Below are 19,564 nucleotides of genomic sequence, written 5' to 3'. Positions count from 1 at the left end.
TAATTGACGCTAATTTATAATTAACTTTGCTATGAAAGATTGCTTTAAGTCAACATGTTGCACTATTTGACCACACCAGGCCGCTACGAGCAAACATTGATATAGCTATGCTATTCCAATGAATATTTGTATAAACGCCTTTTTCAGACTACGTTTTATAACGAGGTGAGACCACCTAAGCCTTTAAATGGCGGGGGATTCATCGATAAAAGTACAACAATAATAAAGACTTAATAAAAACTTGTTTTTGACTGACCTATGTGAGGTGTAAAGGTATGTTTAAGGCTCACAGTCATACGGCAATGGTCTCGGCGCAGGAAGCGGTTCATCATAAACTCATTATGTTAGTGGATGATGATGCCATTTTTCGCAATGTAACTAATGCCTATTTAGAAAGTCAGGGTTTTGAGGTAGTAGAAGCTGAAAATGGCTTAGACGCACTTCAACAACTTAGGGAATGCCAACCCGATCTTGTCTTATGTGATTTATCTATGCCGTTGTTGGATGGTATAGAGTTCGTCGAAGAAGTCAGCCTGGAATATCCATCGTTGCCGCTTATAGTGGTGTCTGGCACGGATGAAATGTCAGATGTTGCAAAGGCGTTGCGTTTTGGTATTAAAGACTTTCTTCCCAAACCGATAGGTAACTATAAACATTTAACACAAGCCATCGATAATACGCTTGAGGATTGTGACTGTCATTTTTCTGAACAACGTGACTTTTCAAGTCAATGGTTCAGGGTTGATGATGGTGGAGAAATACCAGATGAACAAGAGCTTCACTGGCATTTAGAGTACTTGCAAGAAAACCCGAATGCGGCAAGAGATTTGCTTCATGCATTATTACCGGATAAGGATGCTTCTCAAGGAGACTGGCGTTGTTCATACCGGCTACTTCAATCGACAGACGTAATGCCGTTGGTATTCGATTATCGTTGGCTGATGAACGGACAATTTGCTTTCTACTTGGTGGACTCTGCTTCCCAAAGTAACAGCGGAGTAGGGACCACTTTACTCATACGCGCATTATTTGATGATTACCTACGCAACTTAAAGAACTTTAGTGCCGATCTTAAAGACATGGTGGGAATCATTGAGAAGGGTATTGAATGCTCGGAATGTGCAGGGCCAATTAATGCTGTGTTTGGTGTTGCAGATTTGGCGTCATCTACGGTCTCGATTTTGCCTGCGGGTTTAGATAGCCAGTGGTCAAATGGTGATTCTAACCAGCATATCGCAGCAGGAAATAGCTTGGGTGGTGGCAGCTTGAAAAACTTCATCACCAGGGACTTACCGTTAAATACCGCTGGGCAGTTGTCTATCGGATGTCTGGGCTCTTCAAGTTTTAGCCTAAATATCACTCGCCACGAATAATTCACTAGATACGAATCTGATAAACGAAAAGCAGCAATGATGCTGCTTTTTTTATATCGTTTTGGAGCCATTCAAACGTATTGATAGATTAATAACCTTACTTTTTGTTTGTGTTTATCACCGCCTGTATAAGGTATAGTCAGCGCCTAAACAATAATGACCCATTTGTGTAACGTGCGCTTAACGTTGCGGCATGGGAGAAGCAAAGTCAAATAGTGAGAAGAAACATCATGGCAGACAAAGAGTTTAAAGAGCCTTATAATATTTTGTACTTTTTAGGTTTCATTGCAGTACTTATGATCCCAACATTACCTGCAACGTTAACCTGGCTGCGTGTATTCAACGGCTACGCGGGCTAACAAACTAGCTATCGTTTCTGGAGTTCACAATTCGTATTAAGCGTTACTTATTCAATATCGTTGGTGGACTCTGCATTTTGCTCGGCATAGCCGGAATTGTCCTTCCTCTACTACCAACTACTCCATTTATCTTGCTCGCCAGTGCGTGTTTTATGCGAGGCAGCCCAGCATTCCATCATTGGTTACATAATCACAATACGTTTGGCCCTATTTTGTATAACTGGAATCAAAATAAAGCCGTCGAGCCTAAAGTAAAACAACGTGGCGCGATTTTTATTGTGATCAGCTTTACGATTTCAATTGTTGTTGTACCTGTCGTTTGGGTGAAAATTGCACTTTTAGGAATGGCAATCGTTTTACTTAGCTGGTTTATGCGGCTACCTGTGATTGAGCCGGTTGCTGACCGAGAAGAAAATCACTAATATTGTAGGGAATAGTGTGCCCGCTCTTCGAGTGGGCGTTTGTATTTTCAGAACCTGTGAGTTTAAGAATATAAGCACATAGTGATGAAAACCTATTGTTCGTTGCCCTCGTGATACTGAGATAGCGAGAGGGTGATGAGCCAATCTAAGTAAATCGGTATTATGACTACAGAAACAATTTCACTGATCAAATCTAGCATCAAAAGCATCCAAGATTACCCAAAACCAGGCATCCTTTTCCGAGACGTGACCAGTCTGCTAGAAGACGCGAAAGCGTATCAGGCGACAATTGGCCTATTGGTTGAACGTTACAAAGCGATGGGATTTACAAAAGTTGTGGGTACAGAAGCGCGCGGCTTCCTATTTGGTGCGCCACTAGCGCTTGAGCTAGGTGTGGGTTTTGTTCCAGTACGTAAGCCAGGAAAACTGCCACGTCCAACGATTGCTCAGTCATATGAGTTAGAGTACGGCATGGATACATTAGAAATCCATACTGACGCGATCGTAGAAGGTGACAAAGTACTTGTTGTCGACGATTTGCTAGCAACTGGCGGTACTATCGAAGCAACAACGAAACTGATTCGCCAATTAGGTGGGGAAGTTGAGCATGCTGCATTCGTTATCAATCTACCTGAAATCGGTGGTGATAAGCGTTTAGAAGCGTTAGGTCTAAATGTGTACAGCATCTGCGATTTCGAAGGACATTAATACATTCAATGAGTTATTTAGCTTTAGCGCGAAAATGGCGTCCTAATAAGTTTGACCAGGTCGTGGGACAGAAACATGTCCTGACGGCATTGGAGAATGCGTTAGCGCAAAATCGCCTCCATCATGCGTACTTGTTTAGTGGTACTCGTGGTGTTGGTAAGACGAGTATCGGCCGTTTGTTCGCCAAAGGGCTGAACTGTGAAACCGGTATTACCGCAACCCCTTGTGGTCAATGTGATACTTGCCGCGAAATCGATGAGGGTCGATTTGTTGACCTGCTAGAAATCGATGCGGCCTCACGTACTAAAGTTGAAGACACTCGTGAACTGTTAGACAACGTTCAATACAAGCCTGCTCGCGGACGCTTTAAGGTGTACCTCATCGATGAAGTACACATGTTGTCGCGTCACTCTTTCAATGCACTGTTGAAAACACTGGAAGAGCCGCCGGAATACGTTAAGTTCTTATTGGCGACAACCGATCCGCAAAAGCTGCCTGTGACGATTTTGTCTCGTTGTCTGCAGTTCCATCTGAAGCCAATCAGTGTTGATGAAATTCACCAACAGCTAGATTATATACTTGAGCAAGAACAGGTCTCAGCAGAACCGAAAGCGTTGGGCATGATCTCTCATGCGGCCGATGGCAGTATGCGTGATGCTCTGAGCCTGACTGATCAAGCGATTGCTCTGGGTAATGGTGCAGTAGAATCTGGCATCGTTAGCCATATGCTAGGCACCATTGATACTGATCAGGCGATTCACTTACTTGATTCGATCAGTAGCAAACAGCCCCAACAAGCGATAGAAAAAATCCAACAATTGGCGTCAAATGGCGTGGAGTGGGATGGCTTATTGCAACAGTTGGCAGCCCAATTACATCGAATCGCCATGTATCAAGCTTTGCCATCTACGTTAGATAAAGCTCAGCCTGATGCAGAAAAAATCGAATTATTAAGTAAAGCGCTCAGCCCACAAGATGTGCAGCTTTATTATCAGGTTGTGATAAAAGGTCGTGAAGACCTCGCGTTGTCACCAAACGGCCGAGTCGGCATGGAAATGATCGTATTGCGCATGATGGCATTTCGTCCGTCAGCAAGTAATAGTGCAAATGTCATTTCTACTGCAACGCAACCGCAATCTGCGCCAATACAGAACGTGAGTCAGCAAAAAGTACAAAAGACTGCAACTCCGCAGACTTCGGTTCAACCACCGCCGTCACCAGTGTCATCACAGCAGCCTGTAAATCAACCAGTGGTCAACAACCAGGCTCCGATGCACGATGGATCTCAGCACCAGCCTGACTATCAACCTGCCGAGTACGAGGCACCGGCGCAATATGACATGGCGCCACCAATGAGTGAGAACCCAGCGGCTCAGAATCAGGAACCGCCTCAACAAGCCTCAGAGCGTGCTCCAGCAACACCTGCTCGTGGTGGGTTAAGTGGCTTGCGCCATCAACTCCGCTCTCAGCGTCAGGGTTTACAACAAAATACCCCGCAGCAAAGTGGTGGTCCAAAAAAGCCTAAAGCGACATCTGCCAAACCAGAGTCGGTTCTTGATCGTGTCGCGCAAAGACACGGCAGTTCCGCGCAGGTGTCGCCAAGCTCAATGCCTCAAACGGAAGAGCCAGTCGTTGAAGAAGCGTATCGCTGGCGTCCGAGCAAACCAGCTGAGACAAAAGTCAATACCAAACTGACACCTACGCAGCTCAAGCAAGCGCTTGAGCATGAAAAAACACCTGAAATGGCGCAAAAGCTGGTCGATGAGTCTCTAGAGCAAAATGAGTGGGCAAAACTCATCAGCCTGATGAACATGCCTAAGCTAGTGGAACAACTTGCGCTAAACTCACATTATAACAAAGAAGGTTCGACGGTTTCTTTGCTGCTGAGAAGTGCTCAGGCACACTTAAATACAGATAGAGCACAAGGCGAATTACTCAACGCTCTCAATACGCTTTTAGGTGAAGATTGCCATTTAACTGTGGAAATTAGTGATGCTGGTGAGACACCGTTAGAATTGCGAGATCGACTCTATCAAGAAAAATTGCAACAAGCTTTGAATAGCCTGGAAAACGATCCAAACGTTCATTTTATCGAACGTCGATTTGCCGCAGAGCTTGTGAAAGATAGTGTGCGCCCTATCTAATAATCGAACGGAGTGGGGTTGAAAACGTTAAGTCATAACCCCATTAATTGATGCAACACCTCATAGCAATCACAGTAAATAAATGAGCAGAAATAGCGCAGGAAAAATACTTGAGGACAAGGCGCAATTTTTCGATAAGTAGTTATTCTACAATGAAAAGTTGCAACGATGTTATCGAGTATTTTAACAAGCTAGAATGACCAGTTATTTACTACGATTGGTATCACAAACCAGAGAGATAAACATGTTTGGTAAAGGCGGTATGGGCAACCTAATGAAGCAAGCCCAGCAAATGCAAGATCGCATGCAAAAGCTTCAAGAAGAAATCGCGAATATGGAAGTAACTGGCGAGTCTGGTGCTGGTCTAGTTAAAGTTACAATTACTGGTAGTCACAGCGTACGTCGTGTTGACATCGATGAAAGCTTGATGGAAGACGACAAAGAAATGCTGGAAGATTTGATTGCGGCTGCATTCAACGATGCGGCTCGTCGCGTTGAAGAAACTCAAAAAGAGAAAATGGCTTCTGTAACTGGCGGTATGCAACTACCACCAGGTATGAAAATGCCATTCTAATCTGCTGAAATTTAATTAAGCGGATTTTCAATGCGTACCAGTCATATGCTGGAACAATTGATGGAGGCCTTACGTTGTCTACCTGGGGTTGGCCCCAAGTCGGCACAGCGTATGGCCTTTCATTTGTTACAGCGAGATAGAAAAGGCGGCTTACAACTCGCCGATGCTCTTAGTCAGGCAATGACGGAAATTGGCCATTGTTCAGAGTGCCGCACTTTTACTGAAGAAGAAGTTTGCCACATTTGTACTAACCCAAAACGCCAGGAAAACGGCCAAATTTGCGTAGTAGAAAGTCCGGCAGACATTGCAGCAGTAGAGGCGACCGGTCAGTACTCTGGACGATACTTTGTTTTGATGGGGCATTTATCTCCGCTTGATGGTATCGGTCCAAGTGACATTGGCTTAGATGTGCTCGATTATCGCCTCCGTCGAGGTGATATTACTGAAGTGATTCTTGCTACCAACCCAACGGTAGAAGGTGAAGCTACGGCACATTACATCGCAGAGCTGTGCAGAGAGCATCAAGTCGAGGCAAGCCGAATTGCACATGGTGTTCCTGTTGGCGGTGAACTTGAACTTGTTGATGGCACCACCTTGTCACACTCACTGTTAGGTCGACACAAGCTTAGCTAATTATCCCTAATGTTCTAAAAAGCGATGCATGCAAGCATCGCTTTTTTATATTGTTTAATCTAAAGTCCAGGTGGACGTTAATGGCAAGCTCGGTTCGAACTCGAATACATCCTCTCCCTTTTGGTGCATTAATAGAAAGTCGAATAGCTGTTGAGCCTGCTTATTGTCATATGGTCCTTGCAGGATAAAACGAGTTTCTTCTAGTTTTGCGCTATTCTGTAAATCAAAACAGTTAGAAACACCTGCGTTATCCCTTAAACAAATTTGGGATGTTTGAGTGGCTAACTCTGCCATTAAGGTCAGCAACAGTTGATCGTTAAAATAACCGCTTAATTTAAAGTCTAAGTAAATCTCTTTGCTTGTTGATAAAGCCGTCAACGCCGCATTGATTTGCGCTTGCAACTCTTGTATCGATAGTGAGGTTAAGTTTTCAAAGGTGATCGTACCTATTCCATTATTGAGCGACCATGCCAATGAATTCACTTTAACATCCGTACTGTGAAGCAAAATATTGTAACGGTGTAACGATACGTGATTGGTATCCAAGTCATTCATCATTTGCGTAATCAAGTCTTGCCATTGTTCATCTGATGATATTTGCTCTGCTTTTACAAGATAGGGTTGATATAAGGCTTGCCATCTGTCTTCAATGAGCGGGTAGCGGTATTGGTCTTGCTCTACTGATTTCCACATTAACTGATAATCGTCGCTGTAGCTTTGACTGTTTCTAGCCTGCGAGACCAGAGTGTTTTCCTGAAGGACAATGTTTACACTATCCGCATTAGAGCGACCACCACTATCTTTTGCATACAGCTTAAACGTATAGGTCCCAGCCGTAGTTGGAGTGAGTAACGTTGCAGTTAGTCTATCAGCGTTGAGTATTGCTAATGGTTCTGGGCCTGACGTTTGTGTCCAGCGAACCTCCTCAATACTGTACAAATTTTTAGGTTTAGTTTTTGCCGACCCACTTAATTTAATCGTGCTTACAGGTAAGGTATAAATCTTATCACTACCAGCATTGACGGTAGGCTTGGTGTACTCTTTTGCATCGTTAACATCAACGTTGCAGCCACCAAGTGCAATCATTGTCACCAAAATAAAGTTTTTTAACAGAGTAGACAGTTTCATTTCTTACGCCTTTAAAATTTATAGCTCACGCCAGTTGAGATAAATAAGTTTTTGCTACTGTAGAATGCAATATCGGAATTTGTAGTTTGGTAGCCCATCATTACGTTTAGGTTTGTATTGGAAAGATTGAAAATCTCTTGATAGCTGTATAATGAAAACAGTCCAAGACTCTGATAGTCCTGCTTTTTATTAAAAAGAGGGTTTGCAGTGTCAAACTCAGCGATACTATTCCGTAATGTTGTCGTAAAGGTATGCTTTGAGGTCGATACCGCGAATGAAACTTGACCACTGAGCTCATGGAAAGTTTTAGCTTTGCCATCGGCATCTCGAAAGCTGTAGTAGAACCCTGGGGCTATCGATAAATAGGGACCTATGTTGAAAAGCACTTCGCTGCCAAACCTGTGATAATCACTGTCTCGATAGAGGAGCGCGCGTTGTGTTTCATTCAATTTTTGCGATAAACCAATCTCATCTTTGTCAACGTCACTTTGCGCAAATGCGTATTTGATTGAGAAGGGGATAGGACTATAAAAATCGAATGCTAATCGCATTCCCGATATCGATTGGTCTGTCGTGCTTCTTGCTATATCTGTGAGATAGGGATCGCGCCAAACCTCATTAAGATTTGGTACGCTGCCAAATAAGGCAACTGTGAAAGCTACGTCATTGTTTAGCTCGTGTGAAAGCCCTAATTCTGCTTGAAAGTTGGCTTCCGCAATTTGTTCCTCGCTATTACCCAGGAAAATCAAAGTGTCGCCAAAGCTGTATTGTAGTCGCCCAAGTATCATAGGTACGATCTGATTTACCTGCTTACCTTTATTAGATAAATCTTTAGTTACTGAGTTGTCATCATGAGTGTTGTGTTGAGACTGGCTTTGGCTAACTCCGGCATGAATGCTCACTACTCCACTGAAACCGCGTGTAGAAGCGGCATCTTGTGAAAAAGCGTTAAATGGCAGTAACGCGACTAACGAGCTATAGAATATGGGGGCTAATTTTGGACTGGCGTACATTGTAATTCCCTTGGAATGTATGATTTATCAAGCAGTTCCAAATCTACATATACGCCATCTATTAATCTTTAGTGATTTATGGACGAATTGTGTCCAATTTGGTCACATATTCTTATCTGGTGAATTTAGCGCTGGCCAAGTTAGTTCGAAAAGAGCTCCACCAAGTTGGGATTGCGAAAGAAGTACGTTGCCCTGATGCCATTTCATCACTTGTTGAACAATGGCTAAACCAAGTCCATGTCCTTTTGCACTGCTGCGCTCGTGATTGTTCAACTGTGCAAATGGCTCAAACACTTTTTCAGTTTGATGAGATGGAATCCCGGCTCCATCATCTTCAACGCTTATGCTGTAAACACTGCCTTCAACACTAAATGAGACCGCTATTTTGGAATAAGTAAAGCGACTGGCGTTGGAGAGCAGGTTTTTAATGGCACGCATTAAACCGGCTTTATCGATAAACAATGACTGTGACCGTAAATTAGGAGAGCAATAAAACCTCACTTCTAAATCCGGATTCTCAAGGCGGAAAAATTCAATTTCTTTAGCGAGTACTTCTGCAAGGTAACATTGACTAAACTGGGTGAAATCAGCTATTCGATTGTAGCGCGCTAGTAGTAGATTTTGATTTATTAAGTGCTCTAAGTCTTCGATACTTGAGTCTATGGTGTTGTGATATTTAGCCTTTTGAGTTTCTGATAGCTCGTTACTTTCAAGCATTTCTAAGGCAAAGCGCAGCCGATATAGTGGGGTTCGCAAATCATGTGCGATAGCGTTGGTTAATTCTCTTTGTGTCGCGATCAAGCTTTCAATATTGTCGGCCATTTTATTGAATGATTCACTAAGTTGGCAGACAACGGACAGCCGACATTCTTTTGCTCGCCTTGACAGTACTCCTTGACCAAAGTCATTGGCTGTAAGTACGAGACATTTAAGATCTTTCCACAAAGGGAAAACCCAAATTACCAACGCACCAGAAATAAGAATGAAAAATATTACCCCCATCGCCGACGTTAGCTTTATATGTGCGCTTTGTGATAGGTTGTCTTGCACGTGAATCCATGACCCTTCTTCTAAGTAAGCAAGTAATTCCACGTGTCCTTCGGGGCTCAGGTAACTCACAATACTGTCGGTGGAGTCGTTAATGGCTTCTATCTCATAAGGGAGCAAGTCACTCTTGCCTTTTAGTCCAATTTGGAAAGGACTCAATTCATTTTTCAAAGCTAAATGTTTTGACCACTCGCTTTTAGGAAGCGTGTGGAGTTGCTCAGAGATTAAATGAAGCAATCCGCTAGTTTGATTGAGAACAGCGAGCTTGGTTGATTCATTGAGAGCAAAATAAATTAAATAGTCACTGTTTCCCACCCGCTTAACCAGCGCCATAGGATCACCAAATAAAAACGTTATATCACCTTGCATGATTGTTTCACTGAGGTTGCCTTCGTGGCGATACTTTTCTATCGATTCTAATTTAAGTGGGTAGGCAAAAAATTTGGCATAAGCCTGTATCGTTACAGGCCATTGGCTTTGAGGTTCCTTCAACAATCTGTTGGTTAAAATGTCAAAATTGTTCGCATAAACTTCTTTATAGAACCGTTCGGAGAATGACTCGTTTAAGTGTTGAATAGGATTACAAGAAGAAGGAAGAACCAAAAGTATAATCGGTATAAAAACAACGAGCCAAAGAATGGAAAATGCACGAATCATTACACACTTCCTTCTATCTCGACACACAATTGATAGCCAATACCTCTAACAGTTTTGATTAGCTCAGGCTCTTGAGGATCATCATGGAGGGTACGTCTTAGACGGGAAATTCGTCTATCAATCGAGCGATCGAGGCCATCGTACTCAAACCCCCTAATCGATTGTGCGATGTCGTCGCGAGAAACGACTTGGCCAGCATTGAGAGCGAGCAAGTTAAGCAGCTCATATTCGGCAGTAGTAAGCTTAATTGGTTGGTTATTGACCATGACGGCGCGATGTTGTTGATTGATTACCAAACGGCCAAAGTGCAAATCATCAGTGAGGCTATTGACGGCATAGCGCTCTTGTCTGCGAAGCAGAGCGCGAATTCTGGATAATAATAATCGGGGTTTTACTTGCTTAATAATATAGTCATCCGCACCGAGCTCGAGGCCCATTACTTGGTCAATGTCGTCGTCTAGTGCGGTTTGCATTAAAATCATGCCATGATATTTGTCTCTAATGGCTCGACATACCTCCATTCCACTTTGACCCGGAAGCATGACATCGAGAATAACTAAGTCTGGCTGCGTGTCTAAAATGATGCCAACAGCACTCTTACCATCAGAAACAATGTTGACCTCGAACTCATGGTTATGTAAGAAATCTCTAATTAAATCAGCGAGTTTAAGATCATCTTCGACCAGGATTATCGAATATAGCTCTGGATTAGGCATGATATTTTGATGCGTTAATGGATGATAGACAAACTATAACTTACCGTCATGATAGCCAGTGTGACTATTTGTGACGGTGGGAGAAAGATGCGACGAGATTTTCAAAATAGTTGATTGCCAGGTGTTTTTTATCAATTACCATTTGTACTGTGTTTTTATTAGGGAAGGTGTTTTAACTACTAACCCTACGGTAGAAGGGGAAGCAACAGCACATAACATCGCGGAATTGTTGTCTTAGCGAGTTGATGTAAAGGGACTAGTAGTTTGAATCTGAAGCCAGTAAGTTTTTATAGATAATCGCACCCACAACACCCCCAATGATTGGCGCAATCCAGAACAGCCATAATTGAGAGATGGCCCAGTCACCGAGATAAATAGCCACAGCGGTACTCCGTGCAGGGTTAACCGAAGTGTTTGTCACAGGAATACTGATTAAATGAATAAGCGAGAGGCACAAGCCGATAGCAATTGGCCCAAACCCTTCCGGTGCTCGTTTGTCTGTTGCGCCCATAATGACAATCAAGAACATCATGGTCATGACGATTTCTGTCACTAAAGCGGCTAACATCGAGTATTGGCCGGGTGAGTGCTCACCGTAACCGTTCGCAGCAAATCCTGAGGCGACAATATCAAAGCCAATTTGACCCGATGCAATCACATAAAGGGTTCCACCCGCGATGATACCGCCAATGACCTGAGCGATGATGTAAGGTAAAACCTCTTTGTTCTCAAAACGACCACCAGCCCAAAGGCCAATTGTCACGGCAGGGTTCAAGTGGCAGCCGGAAATATGGCCAATAGCAAATGCCATGGTGAGAACGGTTAAACCAAATGCCAGAGCCACGCCTAACAGTCCGATGCCGACTTCGGGAAATCCAGCGGCCAATACCGCACTACCACAACCACCCAGCACCAACCAGAACGTACCAAAAGCCTCAGCCAAATATTTATTCATGCAATTTCCTATTTCTTATTCGATAACTTGCTGAACATAGTTGAGAATTGTCAGTTAAGTGTGAGGCAAAACACGAAAAGAAAAGAATAGGAATGGTATGTACGACAGTGTCTCAGAGATGAAACCAAAAGAACGAAGATAGTGCAACGGTGAAGTGGGGAGAAAAGATAGGGTAAGGCCTACGTTAACTGCTCTAATTCAGTAATGTTCGTCAGCGCTTCTTGGTTGGTCTTTCCGCAAACAACCGGACAAGGTTTGAAATCATGGCAGACTTTTGGTCGTTCAGGCTGACCAAATAGCTTACAAAGGTTGTCATCGTTAAGTTGTACGCAACGAACACCCGCGGGCTTACCGTTTGGCATGCCGGGAATCGGTGAAGAGATACTTGGGGCGATACAACACGCGCCACAGCCTAAGCGACAATCCATAATGTAAACCTCTTAAAAATTGAGGTGGCAATTATGGTCATTTTGACGTGGATTGGAAGGGGAACTGCATAAAAAAGTACAAGTAGTGTTGTAATACTTGTACTTTTCTAGACTGGTCGAATGGTCACTTAAGAAAGCGGTTATAGACAAATAAGATCACAAACGCCCCTAAAGTCGCCGTAATAATACTGCCGACGTTGATACCCGTAGCGCCACCTTGCCCCAGAAAACTTCCTAAAAAGCCACCAACAAACGCACCAGCAATCCCCAAAAACATTGTGGCAATCCAGCCACCACCGTCATTACCAGGCATTAACCACTTTGCTAATGCTCCTGCGATCAAACCTAAGATTATCCAAGATATGATGCCCATAAGTGATTCTCCCTCTTATCAATCTTTAAACCAACTTACACTGGTTTAAGGATAGAGCATGCCAACAGAAAATCTCTGATCGTCGTAAACGGATAAATGCGCTTTGATGATAATTGCTGAATACTTGAACTTTTGTGGTGAGAAAGGTATAAATCGCCCCTAATTCCCTTGGCGAGACCGAAAGTATGAGCACTCCATTTTGGCAAAGTAAAACGTTGGAACAGATGACCGAAGAGGAGTGGGAGTCTCTGTGTGATGGCTGTGGTAAGTGCTGCCTTCACAAGCTCATGGATGAAGATTCTGATGACGTGTATTACACCAATGTCGCGTGTAGCTGGTTAAACAGTAAGACATGCTCGTGTAAAGATTATCCTAATCGATTTTCTTCAGGAGAAGAGTGCCTGAAGCTGACGCGCGAAAAAATCCCGGAGTTTAACTGGTTGCCTTTAACTTGCGCTTATCGTCTTTTGGCTCAAAATAAGCCGCTACCCGAATGGCACCCACTGATTACTGGGTCTAAATCAGCGATGCACGCAGCCGGTGAAAGTGTGCGTAATCGTGTTGTTTATGAAATTGATGTTGTTGACTGGGAAGATCACATCATCGAACTACCTAACGAGTAATATTTTGAGCAATATGAGTGTTGCTCAAATTTAAAATTGCTGTTCTAAGAGGTTTGACACACTTTTGCTGTGTGCCTTACCTCACTTTTACATCTAATACCTTCTTTTGACCCGTTCTTGTCTTTACGTGATGTAAAATAAACACAGGTGATGTTCTCGCCTGTTTCCAGCTCTGATCGATTTTGAGATTCCAGTTTTTTACGAGGTAAAAATGACGTTTTGTTTCCCGCAGAAAAATCGCCTGACACCTTGGGTTGCGTTACTTTCTCTTTTCATCGCGATGATGAATCCTTTCTTTGTAAACGCGGCAGAGAAAACAGAAGCGCCTGTTGTATCGCAGGCCGAAGCATCCATCGATAATCTGAACATCGATATTATCGACTTAACGCAGAGTTTAACTCAGACAAACGGTGATGAGCGTGATGCCCTCCAGTTGCAGCTTTTTCAGAAAAACCAACAACTACGCGCTCAGTTGGCAACTGCGATTGAAAAAGAATCTATCCCGCACAAAAAACTGGTTCAATTAGTTAAAACGCAAGAAAAATACACTAACGATGCGACAGCCTATCTGGCATCGAAAACGAAGTCAGTGACAGAGAAACTGAACGCGGCTAAGGATGAGGAAAAGCTGTCGATCATTAATGACTATCGTGAAATTCAGCACTATCTCGACGTGATTTTTGAGGCAAGTTGGCAAAATTTAGTTTGGTTAGAACGACTGGGTGAACAGAATAAGCGTGCTGAAACTAAATTTAAAGAAACGGTAGATAAGCGTATTCGCTTGCTTTCTGCATCCGTGCAGTACTTAAGTCAGCAGAGCGAAATCATTGGCGGACAGATGTCTTCTAGCCCTGAATCCGAAAAAGCCTCGCAGCAATTGAGCCAGATGCTCGTTAAGCACAGGTTGGAGATTGCAACTGAGAGCCTGCGTAACTTGATGTCTATTGGTGACAAGATTGGCATCGAAACTTCTGAGTACAAGCGCCAAATATTTGAAGTCACTGGAAGCATTACTCACGATTTACTTAACAGCAAAGTTGTCTGGTCAATCGTCAGTCACTGGTCAAACTCTGCAGTGGACTGGTTAGCTGGAAATGCACCTCAGCACCTATTTCAACTGTTTATTTTCGTATTAATTTTGGTTATTGCTCGCGCATTAGCGAAAATAACCCGCAAAGTGATGAGTAAAGCGGTTGCGTCTAAAAACTTAAAACTCTCCCACTTGATGCAGGATTTCTTTATTTCGATGTCCGGCAAGTTCGTATGGGTGATTGGTATTATGGTTGGTCTATCGCAGATTGGCCTGAACCTTGCGCCTATCCTGACGGGTTTCGGTATTGCCGGTGTGATCATTGGTTTCGCGTTGCAAGACACCTTGTCTAACTTTGCAGCAGGTATGATGCTTCTGATCTATCGTCCGTTTGATGTTGGCGACTTCGTTTATGCTGGTGGTGTGGATGGTAAAGTAAGTCATATGAGCTTGGTCAATACCACAATTCGCACCTTCGACAACCAGATCATTATTGTACCGAATAGCAAAATCTGGGGTGATGTGATTAAAAATGTAACCCATGAGCGCATTCGTCGTGTGGATATGGTTTTTGGTATTGGCTACGCGGATGACTTGTTGAAAGCCGAATCGGTGCTAACGGATATCATTACTTCTCACCCAGCCGTGCTACGCACACCTGAGCCAAATATTAGAGTGCATACGCTAAATACCTCTTCGGTGGACTTTATTGTTCGTCCTTGGGTGAAAACAGACGATTACTGGGACGTTTACTGGGATGTGACCAAGGAAGTGAAGCTTCGCTTTGACCGTGAAGGCATTTCTATTCCGTTCCCTCAACAGGATGTACATTTGCATATGGTTGAGAAGAAAGACGCTTAATTGCTCCTCCTCTATTTGGAAAAGCACTCACATTGTTGAGTGCTTTTTTGTTTCTATCGGGTAGAGAGGTTCAAGTATTGAGTTGAAGGTGATTAGCCGAAGTATTGCAAAACAATCAGCGGCACAGGTTGGCGTTACCTCAGTTTTCACCCATAAAAAAACGCTCTCGTGGGAGAGCGTCTGAAAAACCACAAAGTGGTAAAGTAAGTGCAAAGTGATTATTTGATTTGCTGCTTGAGGAATTCGCCCAGCTCAGAGTGATGCATGATCTTAGATACAGGGAGAATTTTCTCAGCAGGTCCCCAAGCAAATACATTTACAGGAGTATGCGTGTGGGTACCTGTGCCCCATACCGTGTTTTGGCCAGTCGCATGCTCACGCGCAATCAAGTTTGTGCGGTCATTATATGGGAAGAACGCATCAAAATCGTGAATAGCAGGTACTTGCTCTTGTGCCAGGTAGCTATGACCGTCTACATGATATGGGTTTGGCTTATCTTGCATAATGTGCGCAGCTTGATCTGCCGTGATAGGGAAGTCGCTATTCTCGTTGATGATCTTAGCTAAGTTTTCCGCTGTTCTATCTGCTTCAGGTAATGCTGCGAATTTATCCAACATGCCGTAGTAACTGGTTTTTTGGTTGTACAAGCCATCAAGGATAGAGAAATCACCGAAATTAAAGTTAGGCGCGTAGTCTCTGTTTTTGAACGCTTCGCCGCTGCGCTTCTCTGGTTTTGGCAGATTCGCTGATGAATAGCTAAAGCCAAAAGAGCCAGTTTCATGGTCAGCCGTCACGACGATAAGTGTGTCATCGCGTCCTTTCGCCCATTCGTAAACAGAGTTCACCGCTTCATCAAACTTAATCATTTCGTGAAGCATGGTGCCAGCATCGTTGCTGTGTCCAGCCCAGTCGATTTGTCCGCCTTCAACCATTAGGAAAAAGCCGTCTTCATCTTTGGATAGAACATCCAATGCTTTTACGGTCATCTCTTTAAGAGAAGGCTGTGTGCGTTTTGGATCGTTTTTACTTTGGCTGTACGCGATGCCATCTGCCATGCCTGAGTTAGCAAAAAGACCAAGTAATTTGTCACCTTTTGCTTCAGCCAGCATATCGCGGCTAAATGCCAGGCTATAGCCTTCTTCTTGAGCTTCAGTCAGCAAGTTGCGCTCGTCTTTACGTTTAGATTTAAGAGCAACGTTACCTTTAGTAAGTTTCTCAAGCTGCTTGTAAGTGTCGCCTTTGTCATTCGCTGAACTTGGAATCCAGTGACGAAGACCACCAGAAAGCAGAACATCTACTTCTGTTTCTAGCATGTCGACAGCAATGTCGTTTTCTAAAGAACGGTGAGGTTGATGAGCGGCAAAGGCTGCTGGTGTAGCGTGCGTCATGCGCGTATCAGAAACCAAGCCAGTCGCTTTACCTTTGCTTTTGGCTTTTTCTAAAATGGTTTCAACGTGGTTGCCTTGGCTATCAATACCAATTACTTCTGAAGCGGTTGGGATTCCAGTCGCTAGCATCGTCGCAGAGCAAGCAGAGTCGACTACGATAGCATCTTCAGGGTTAGTCAAAGAAGATCCAATCACACCTTCTTGTGCCAATTTGTAAAGGGCTGTGGTTTCGCCTTTATAAATTGAGTGCGGGGCGTGGTTTGCGTAGGTTTCAAGTAGGCCTACTTGCTGAGGGCCCATGCCATCACCAATCATCAAAATGACGTTTTTGATCTCTGCTGAAAGGGCATTGAAAGAGAGTGTTGAGGCAGCAAGAGCGGTAACTACAGGGTATGCTAAGCGCTTCATTGTATTTTCCTTGTCTATTAAAAGCGCAGGCATTAAAACAATAAATCATGACACTTTTGTGTAAGCCACGAAAGCTTAACCAGATTGTCATTTTCATTGACTAGCAAATTGCCCATCGAGCCAATAGGTCGTGACCGACTGGGCAATGTTTTGGGCCGTTATGCAAGCGCGAGAATAATGCCACCCACACTTAAAGCGGCAGAGAGGTATTGTCCGGCAGAATAGGAGCTGTCTTCCTCTTCCTCGATTTTATCAGGGCGATCCATTCCCAAAGCGCCATGCGTAAATGATTCGACCTTCTCACCAACAGTCTTATTTTCCGATTCCACTTTTTTGCTTTCGTGGTCGATTTCTTGCAGAGCGGCAAGAAGCGCTTTGCCTTCAGGAGAAAGTGTCACTTTGTTCTGTTCCACTTTTATTGGTGACGCGTTGACTTCTCCTGCGGTTTTCTCTGTCGACGACAGAGTGGGCTGCAGATTTGCGTAAGTATTAACTTGATTGCTTCCTACTGGATTCATCGAATACTCCTTGAAAATCGACACTCGCTCATTGAGTGTGGGTAAAAAGCAGTTATGGACTTTATCGGCAACGTTTGGCAATTCTTAAATCGTTTAAATAAAAAACAGGCCTGTTCTTGCCGCCTCTTGTGATTACGTAGAGACCAAAGCAAAAAGCAGACCGATATAGTTCAATTCACGTTCTGGATAGACTGGATTTACCGCAATGAAATGGCGATTTTTGATCTTAACTCGGGCGTAGTTTATTCACACTCAAGGTCAGTATTACGCGTGATCAGGTGACTAAAGGCTTTCATACGATTGCTATCCTTCACATAGCGAACCGGTGGCGCTAACACTTCAAGCTGATAATCCGAACTGTCTGAAGTGATGTCGGTGACTGGGGTTATTACAACAACGTTTAAGCGTGGGTTGCGGTTCAGGATCGATGTAGCTGTGCCTAATCCACCCTCGATATGGAACCTCCCAGCCACATGTACCATTTGAGTTCCCGGATGCTTAGTGAGGTAATCGACAATGGACTCGGCCATGGTCTCGTCCCAGGTCATTTGAGCGGCGTATTGTTTTTCTGTTTGCTCTGGCTTGCCGTGATGCATGGAAGCCATAAACTTGTCTTTGTACTGGCTGTCATCGGTATTGATGTTTGCAGCGACAAAACCACGTTGTTTGCTATCAAGTTTATCTAGGTAGTCGACACCATTAAAGCCAATGCAGCGCACAATTTTTCTTGGCGCGTTAGCCGCAATTACCGCAATATCTGCATGCTTTGCAAACTCGACAAGGGGACGATAGTCACTTTCATAGTTTGGCCAGGCGTTACTTTGCTGGATGAAGGTTTGCTCACCAATCTGGCCATCTAAATACTCGTCTAATACGCTTTGTTTATCGCGACTGAATTGTTCCATTGAAAGGGCAATGGGGCGTTTTCCGCTCGATAATTGTTTCAGAATATCTGTCTGGAAACGGTGGATACCGGCATGAGTGTGCCATTCACCGATCATGATTACGTCGGCTTGCAGTAACTCAGGATTCAGGTCAGTCAGGGACACAGGAGTGCCTGACGGGGTGTGCAACTTGTAATCGTAAAAGCTGATCACGTCAGGGGTATTGGGAGTGGATATCGTTGCTGGTGTTGAGACGCAACCAGTCAACACAATGGGAAACGCAAGACCTAAAATAGAAAAGCGCATAAGAAGCCTCCAAAAATGTCTAAGAGATATTTGTGGAGGCGACAGAATTAAAGTGAACGAGAGCCATGTTCACCTGCGTTGAGCTAGAGCAGTATTAATGCGCGGATTTACGATAGACACGCAACATAAAATCGGCCTCACATTGGAAAAGTGTAGCGGATTTTAGCTCTTCTCGGAGTTCGTCAGTCGCTTTCCAGGCGAATGGTGTCATTTGCAGCAGGTCAAATGCGTCTCCATCTTTTAAGTCCATCACATAGTTAAGTTGTTGTTGTTGCTCGAGTTCGTAGCCATCGATGGTTTCAGGGGTTTCATCGTGGAGACGAACGTTTTGGTAAATTCGTTCACGAAGCTGGTAAAGATGTCTGCCTGCTGGCGTAACGGTAATCACGACACCATTATCTTTGATTACACGCTTGAGCTCTTCTGCTTTACATGGCGCATAGATTCGCAGGATTGCATCCAAAGATTGATCCGCGAATGGAAGTCTATGGCTTGATGCGACACTAAAATGACAATCTGGGTAGCGTTTGGCTGCATAGCGAATGGCTATTTTAGAGATATCTAAACCAAACGTGGCGGCTTGCTCATCTTGGGCTAGCAATGATTTTTGTACCAGATCGGTGTAGTAGCCTTCACCGCAGCCGATATCTAACAGCTGGTGAGTCGTTCCTTTGGTGTACTCAGTGCAAAGGCGGGCGACTTCCTGGCGCATCGGATCGTAATACTTTCCTTCCAGAAAGCGACGACGCGCTTGCATCATTTCCTTGTTATCGCCGGGATCTTTAGAACGCTTATGATGCGCCGGCATCAGGTTCACGTAGCCTTCTTTTGCCATGTCGAATTGATGGTTATTTTCACACTTAAACGTTTTTACGCTTAATGTAAGAGGTTGGTGACATAGAGGGCATTGATAGTTCATGACGATCTCGAGCTGAAAGTAGGGCGACAAATTCTATCAAAAAGCACGACTTTAAGTGAAACAAAACCGTGAAATAGCCGTGGTTAGCGAGTGCTTT

General features: G+C 43.9%; 20 protein-coding genes. 9 read left to right on the top strand and 11 right to left on the bottom strand.

Annotation, left to right across the window (positions count from 1 at the left end; genetic code table 11):
- Positions 1–275: 275 nt before the first annotated feature.
- The 7 genes from L9Q40_RS17695 to recR all read left to right on the top strand — a co-directional run bounded on the left by L9Q40_RS17695 (position 276) and on the right by recR (position 6,213).
- A complete protein-coding gene (locus L9Q40_RS17695; protein WP_014232601.1) occupies positions 276–1,373 on the top strand; it encodes a response regulator in 1,098 nt (365 codons plus the stop codon).
- A 230-nt stretch (positions 1,374–1,603) separates the two neighbouring features.
- Entirely contained in the window at positions 1,604–1,732 is a 129-nt protein-coding gene (locus L9Q40_RS17690; protein ID WP_014232600.1) for a hypothetical protein, read from the top strand.
- Positions 1,733–1,749: 17 nt separating this feature from the next.
- Positions 1,750–2,154 (top strand): YbaN family protein, encoded by a 405-nt coding sequence (locus L9Q40_RS17685; RefSeq protein WP_176291970.1) that lies wholly within the window; start codon positions 1,750–1,752, stop codon positions 2,152–2,154.
- Positions 2,155–2,316: 162 nt separating this feature from the next.
- Positions 2,317–2,862, top strand: a complete 546-nt coding sequence (gene apt / locus L9Q40_RS17680) for an adenine phosphoribosyltransferase (protein WP_014232598.1) — start codon at positions 2,317–2,319, stop codon at positions 2,860–2,862.
- 8 nt (positions 2,863–2,870) lie between these two features.
- Positions 2,871–5,006: a DNA polymerase III subunit gamma/tau gene (gene dnaX / locus L9Q40_RS17675; protein WP_498794095.1), complete on the top strand. Its 2,136-nt coding sequence runs from the start codon at positions 2,871–2,873 to the stop codon at positions 5,004–5,006.
- A gap of 244 nt (positions 5,007–5,250) precedes the next feature.
- A complete protein-coding gene (locus L9Q40_RS17670; RefSeq protein WP_005380618.1) occupies positions 5,251–5,580 on the top strand; it encodes a YbaB/EbfC family nucleoid-associated protein in 330 nt (109 codons plus the stop codon).
- Positions 5,581–5,610: 30 nt separating this feature from the next.
- Positions 5,611–6,213 (top strand): recombination mediator RecR, encoded by a 603-nt coding sequence (recR, locus tag L9Q40_RS17665; RefSeq protein ID WP_498794094.1) that lies wholly within the window; start codon positions 5,611–5,613, stop codon positions 6,211–6,213.
- 54 nt (positions 6,214–6,267) lie between these two features.
- Here the strand turns inward: recR and L9Q40_RS17660 are convergent, their stop codons facing one another.
- From L9Q40_RS17660 to L9Q40_RS17630, 7 genes are all read right to left on the bottom strand, one after another.
- Entirely contained in the window at positions 6,268–7,341 is a 1,074-nt protein-coding gene (locus tag L9Q40_RS17660; protein ID WP_498794093.1) for a PKD domain-containing protein, read from the bottom strand.
- A gap of 11 nt (positions 7,342–7,352) precedes the next feature.
- Positions 7,353–8,354, bottom strand: coding sequence for a DUF2860 family protein (locus L9Q40_RS17655; RefSeq protein WP_498794092.1), 1,002 nt, complete (start codon positions 8,352–8,354; stop codon positions 7,353–7,355).
- A gap of 102 nt (positions 8,355–8,456) precedes the next feature.
- On the bottom strand, positions 8,457–10,058 hold the full coding sequence (locus tag L9Q40_RS17650; protein WP_498794091.1) for an ATP-binding protein: 1,602 nt from the start codon (positions 10,056–10,058) through the stop codon (positions 8,457–8,459).
- Positions 10,058–10,774, bottom strand: a complete 717-nt coding sequence (locus tag L9Q40_RS17645; protein ID WP_498794090.1) for a winged helix-turn-helix domain-containing protein — start codon at positions 10,772–10,774, stop codon at positions 10,058–10,060. Before L9Q40_RS17645 ends, L9Q40_RS17650 begins: the two co-directional genes overlap by 1 nt.
- Before the next feature lie 256 nt (positions 10,775–11,030).
- Positions 11,031–11,729, bottom strand: a complete 699-nt coding sequence (gene aqpZ, locus L9Q40_RS17640) for an aquaporin Z (protein WP_498794089.1) — start codon at positions 11,727–11,729, stop codon at positions 11,031–11,033.
- A gap of 179 nt (positions 11,730–11,908) precedes the next feature.
- Positions 11,909–12,157 (bottom strand): YkgJ family cysteine cluster protein, encoded by a 249-nt coding sequence (locus L9Q40_RS17635; protein WP_014232593.1) that lies wholly within the window; start codon positions 12,155–12,157, stop codon positions 11,909–11,911.
- Positions 12,158–12,281: 124 nt separating this feature from the next.
- A complete protein-coding gene (locus L9Q40_RS17630; protein WP_014232592.1) occupies positions 12,282–12,530 on the bottom strand; it encodes a GlsB/YeaQ/YmgE family stress response membrane protein in 249 nt (82 codons plus the stop codon).
- 185 nt (positions 12,531–12,715) lie between these two features.
- Between L9Q40_RS17630 and L9Q40_RS17625 the strand changes: the two genes are divergently transcribed.
- Positions 12,716–13,153 carry a YcgN family cysteine cluster protein gene (locus L9Q40_RS17625; protein WP_118119016.1) on the top strand — a complete coding sequence of 146 codons (438 nt, stop codon included), beginning with the start codon at positions 12,716–12,718 and terminating at the stop codon, positions 13,151–13,153.
- A 211-nt stretch (positions 13,154–13,364) separates the two neighbouring features.
- Positions 13,365–15,044: a mechanosensitive ion channel family protein gene (locus tag L9Q40_RS17620; RefSeq protein WP_498794088.1), complete on the top strand. Its 1,680-nt coding sequence runs from the start codon at positions 13,365–13,367 to the stop codon at positions 15,042–15,044.
- A gap of 218 nt (positions 15,045–15,262) precedes the next feature.
- On the opposite strand, the gene L9Q40_RS17615 is transcribed toward L9Q40_RS17620, so the two are convergent.
- The 4 genes from L9Q40_RS17615 to rlmA form a co-directional block, all read right to left on the bottom strand.
- On the bottom strand, positions 15,263–16,840 hold the full coding sequence (locus tag L9Q40_RS17615; protein ID WP_498794087.1) for an alkaline phosphatase: 1,578 nt from the start codon (positions 16,838–16,840) through the stop codon (positions 15,263–15,265).
- Positions 16,841–16,998: 158 nt separating this feature from the next.
- Positions 16,999–17,358, bottom strand: a complete 360-nt coding sequence (locus L9Q40_RS17610) for a hypothetical protein (protein ID WP_498794086.1) — start codon at positions 17,356–17,358, stop codon at positions 16,999–17,001.
- 242 nt (positions 17,359–17,600) lie between these two features.
- Positions 17,601–18,548, bottom strand: a complete 948-nt coding sequence (locus L9Q40_RS17605) for a ChaN family lipoprotein (RefSeq protein WP_498794085.1) — start codon at positions 18,546–18,548, stop codon at positions 17,601–17,603.
- 94 nt (positions 18,549–18,642) lie between these two features.
- Positions 18,643–19,467: a 23S rRNA (guanine(745)-N(1))-methyltransferase gene (rlmA, locus tag L9Q40_RS17600; RefSeq protein ID WP_498794084.1), complete on the bottom strand. Its 825-nt coding sequence runs from the start codon at positions 19,465–19,467 to the stop codon at positions 18,643–18,645.
- Positions 19,468–19,564 lie beyond the last annotated feature (97 nt).

The sequence above is a fragment of the Allocatenococcus thiocycli genome (assembly GCF_921292965.1).
Lineage (GTDB): Bacteria > Pseudomonadota > Gammaproteobacteria > Enterobacterales > Vibrionaceae > Vibrio > Vibrio natriegens.
The sequence above is the reverse complement of the archived record's forward strand: the minus strand, read 5'-3'. Positions and strand labels throughout refer to the sequence as shown.

Excerpts from the sequence above, each read along its gene's own strand:
- L9Q40_RS17695 (WP_014232601.1), top strand. The coding sequence starts at position 276 with ATGTTTAAGGCTCACAGTCATACGGCAATGGTCTCGGCGCAGGAAGCG.
- L9Q40_RS17690 (WP_014232600.1), top strand. The coding sequence starts at position 1,604 with ATGGCAGACAAAGAGTTTAAAGAGCCTTATAATATTTTGTACTTTTTA.
- apt (WP_014232598.1), top strand. The coding sequence starts at position 2,317 with ATGACTACAGAAACAATTTCACTGATCAAATCTAGCATCAAAAGCATC.
- dnaX (WP_498794095.1), top strand. The coding sequence starts at position 2,871 with ATGAGTTATTTAGCTTTAGCGCGAAAATGGCGTCCTAATAAGTTTGAC.
- L9Q40_RS17670 (WP_005380618.1), top strand. The coding sequence starts at position 5,251 with ATGTTTGGTAAAGGCGGTATGGGCAACCTAATGAAGCAAGCCCAGCAA.
- recR (WP_498794094.1), top strand. The coding sequence starts at position 5,611 with ATGCGTACCAGTCATATGCTGGAACAATTGATGGAGGCCTTACGTTGT.
- L9Q40_RS17660 (WP_498794093.1), bottom strand. The coding sequence starts at position 7,341 with ATGAAACTGTCTACTCTGTTAAAAAACTTTATTTTGGTGACAATGATT.
- L9Q40_RS17655 (WP_498794092.1), bottom strand. The coding sequence starts at position 8,354 with ATGTACGCCAGTCCAAAATTAGCCCCCATATTCTATAGCTCGTTAGTC.
- L9Q40_RS17650 (WP_498794091.1), bottom strand. The coding sequence starts at position 10,058 with ATGATTCGTGCATTTTCCATTCTTTGGCTCGTTGTTTTTATACCGATT.
- L9Q40_RS17645 (WP_498794090.1), bottom strand. The coding sequence starts at position 10,774 with ATGCCTAATCCAGAGCTATATTCGATAATCCTGGTCGAAGATGATCTT.
- aqpZ (WP_498794089.1), bottom strand. The coding sequence starts at position 11,729 with ATGAATAAATATTTGGCTGAGGCTTTTGGTACGTTCTGGTTGGTGCTG.
- L9Q40_RS17635 (WP_014232593.1), bottom strand. The coding sequence starts at position 12,157 with ATGGATTGTCGCTTAGGCTGTGGCGCGTGTTGTATCGCCCCAAGTATC.
- L9Q40_RS17630 (WP_014232592.1), bottom strand. The coding sequence starts at position 12,530 with ATGGGCATCATATCTTGGATAATCTTAGGTTTGATCGCAGGAGCATTA.
- L9Q40_RS17625 (WP_118119016.1), top strand. The coding sequence starts at position 12,716 with ATGAGCACTCCATTTTGGCAAAGTAAAACGTTGGAACAGATGACCGAA.
- L9Q40_RS17620 (WP_498794088.1), top strand. The coding sequence starts at position 13,365 with ATGACGTTTTGTTTCCCGCAGAAAAATCGCCTGACACCTTGGGTTGCG.
- L9Q40_RS17615 (WP_498794087.1), bottom strand. The coding sequence starts at position 16,840 with ATGAAGCGCTTAGCATACCCTGTAGTTACCGCTCTTGCTGCCTCAACA.
- L9Q40_RS17610 (WP_498794086.1), bottom strand. The coding sequence starts at position 17,358 with ATGAATCCAGTAGGAAGCAATCAAGTTAATACTTACGCAAATCTGCAG.
- L9Q40_RS17605 (WP_498794085.1), bottom strand. The coding sequence starts at position 18,548 with ATGCGCTTTTCTATTTTAGGTCTTGCGTTTCCCATTGTGTTGACTGGT.
- rlmA (WP_498794084.1), bottom strand. The coding sequence starts at position 19,467 with ATGAACTATCAATGCCCTCTATGTCACCAACCTCTTACATTAAGCGTA.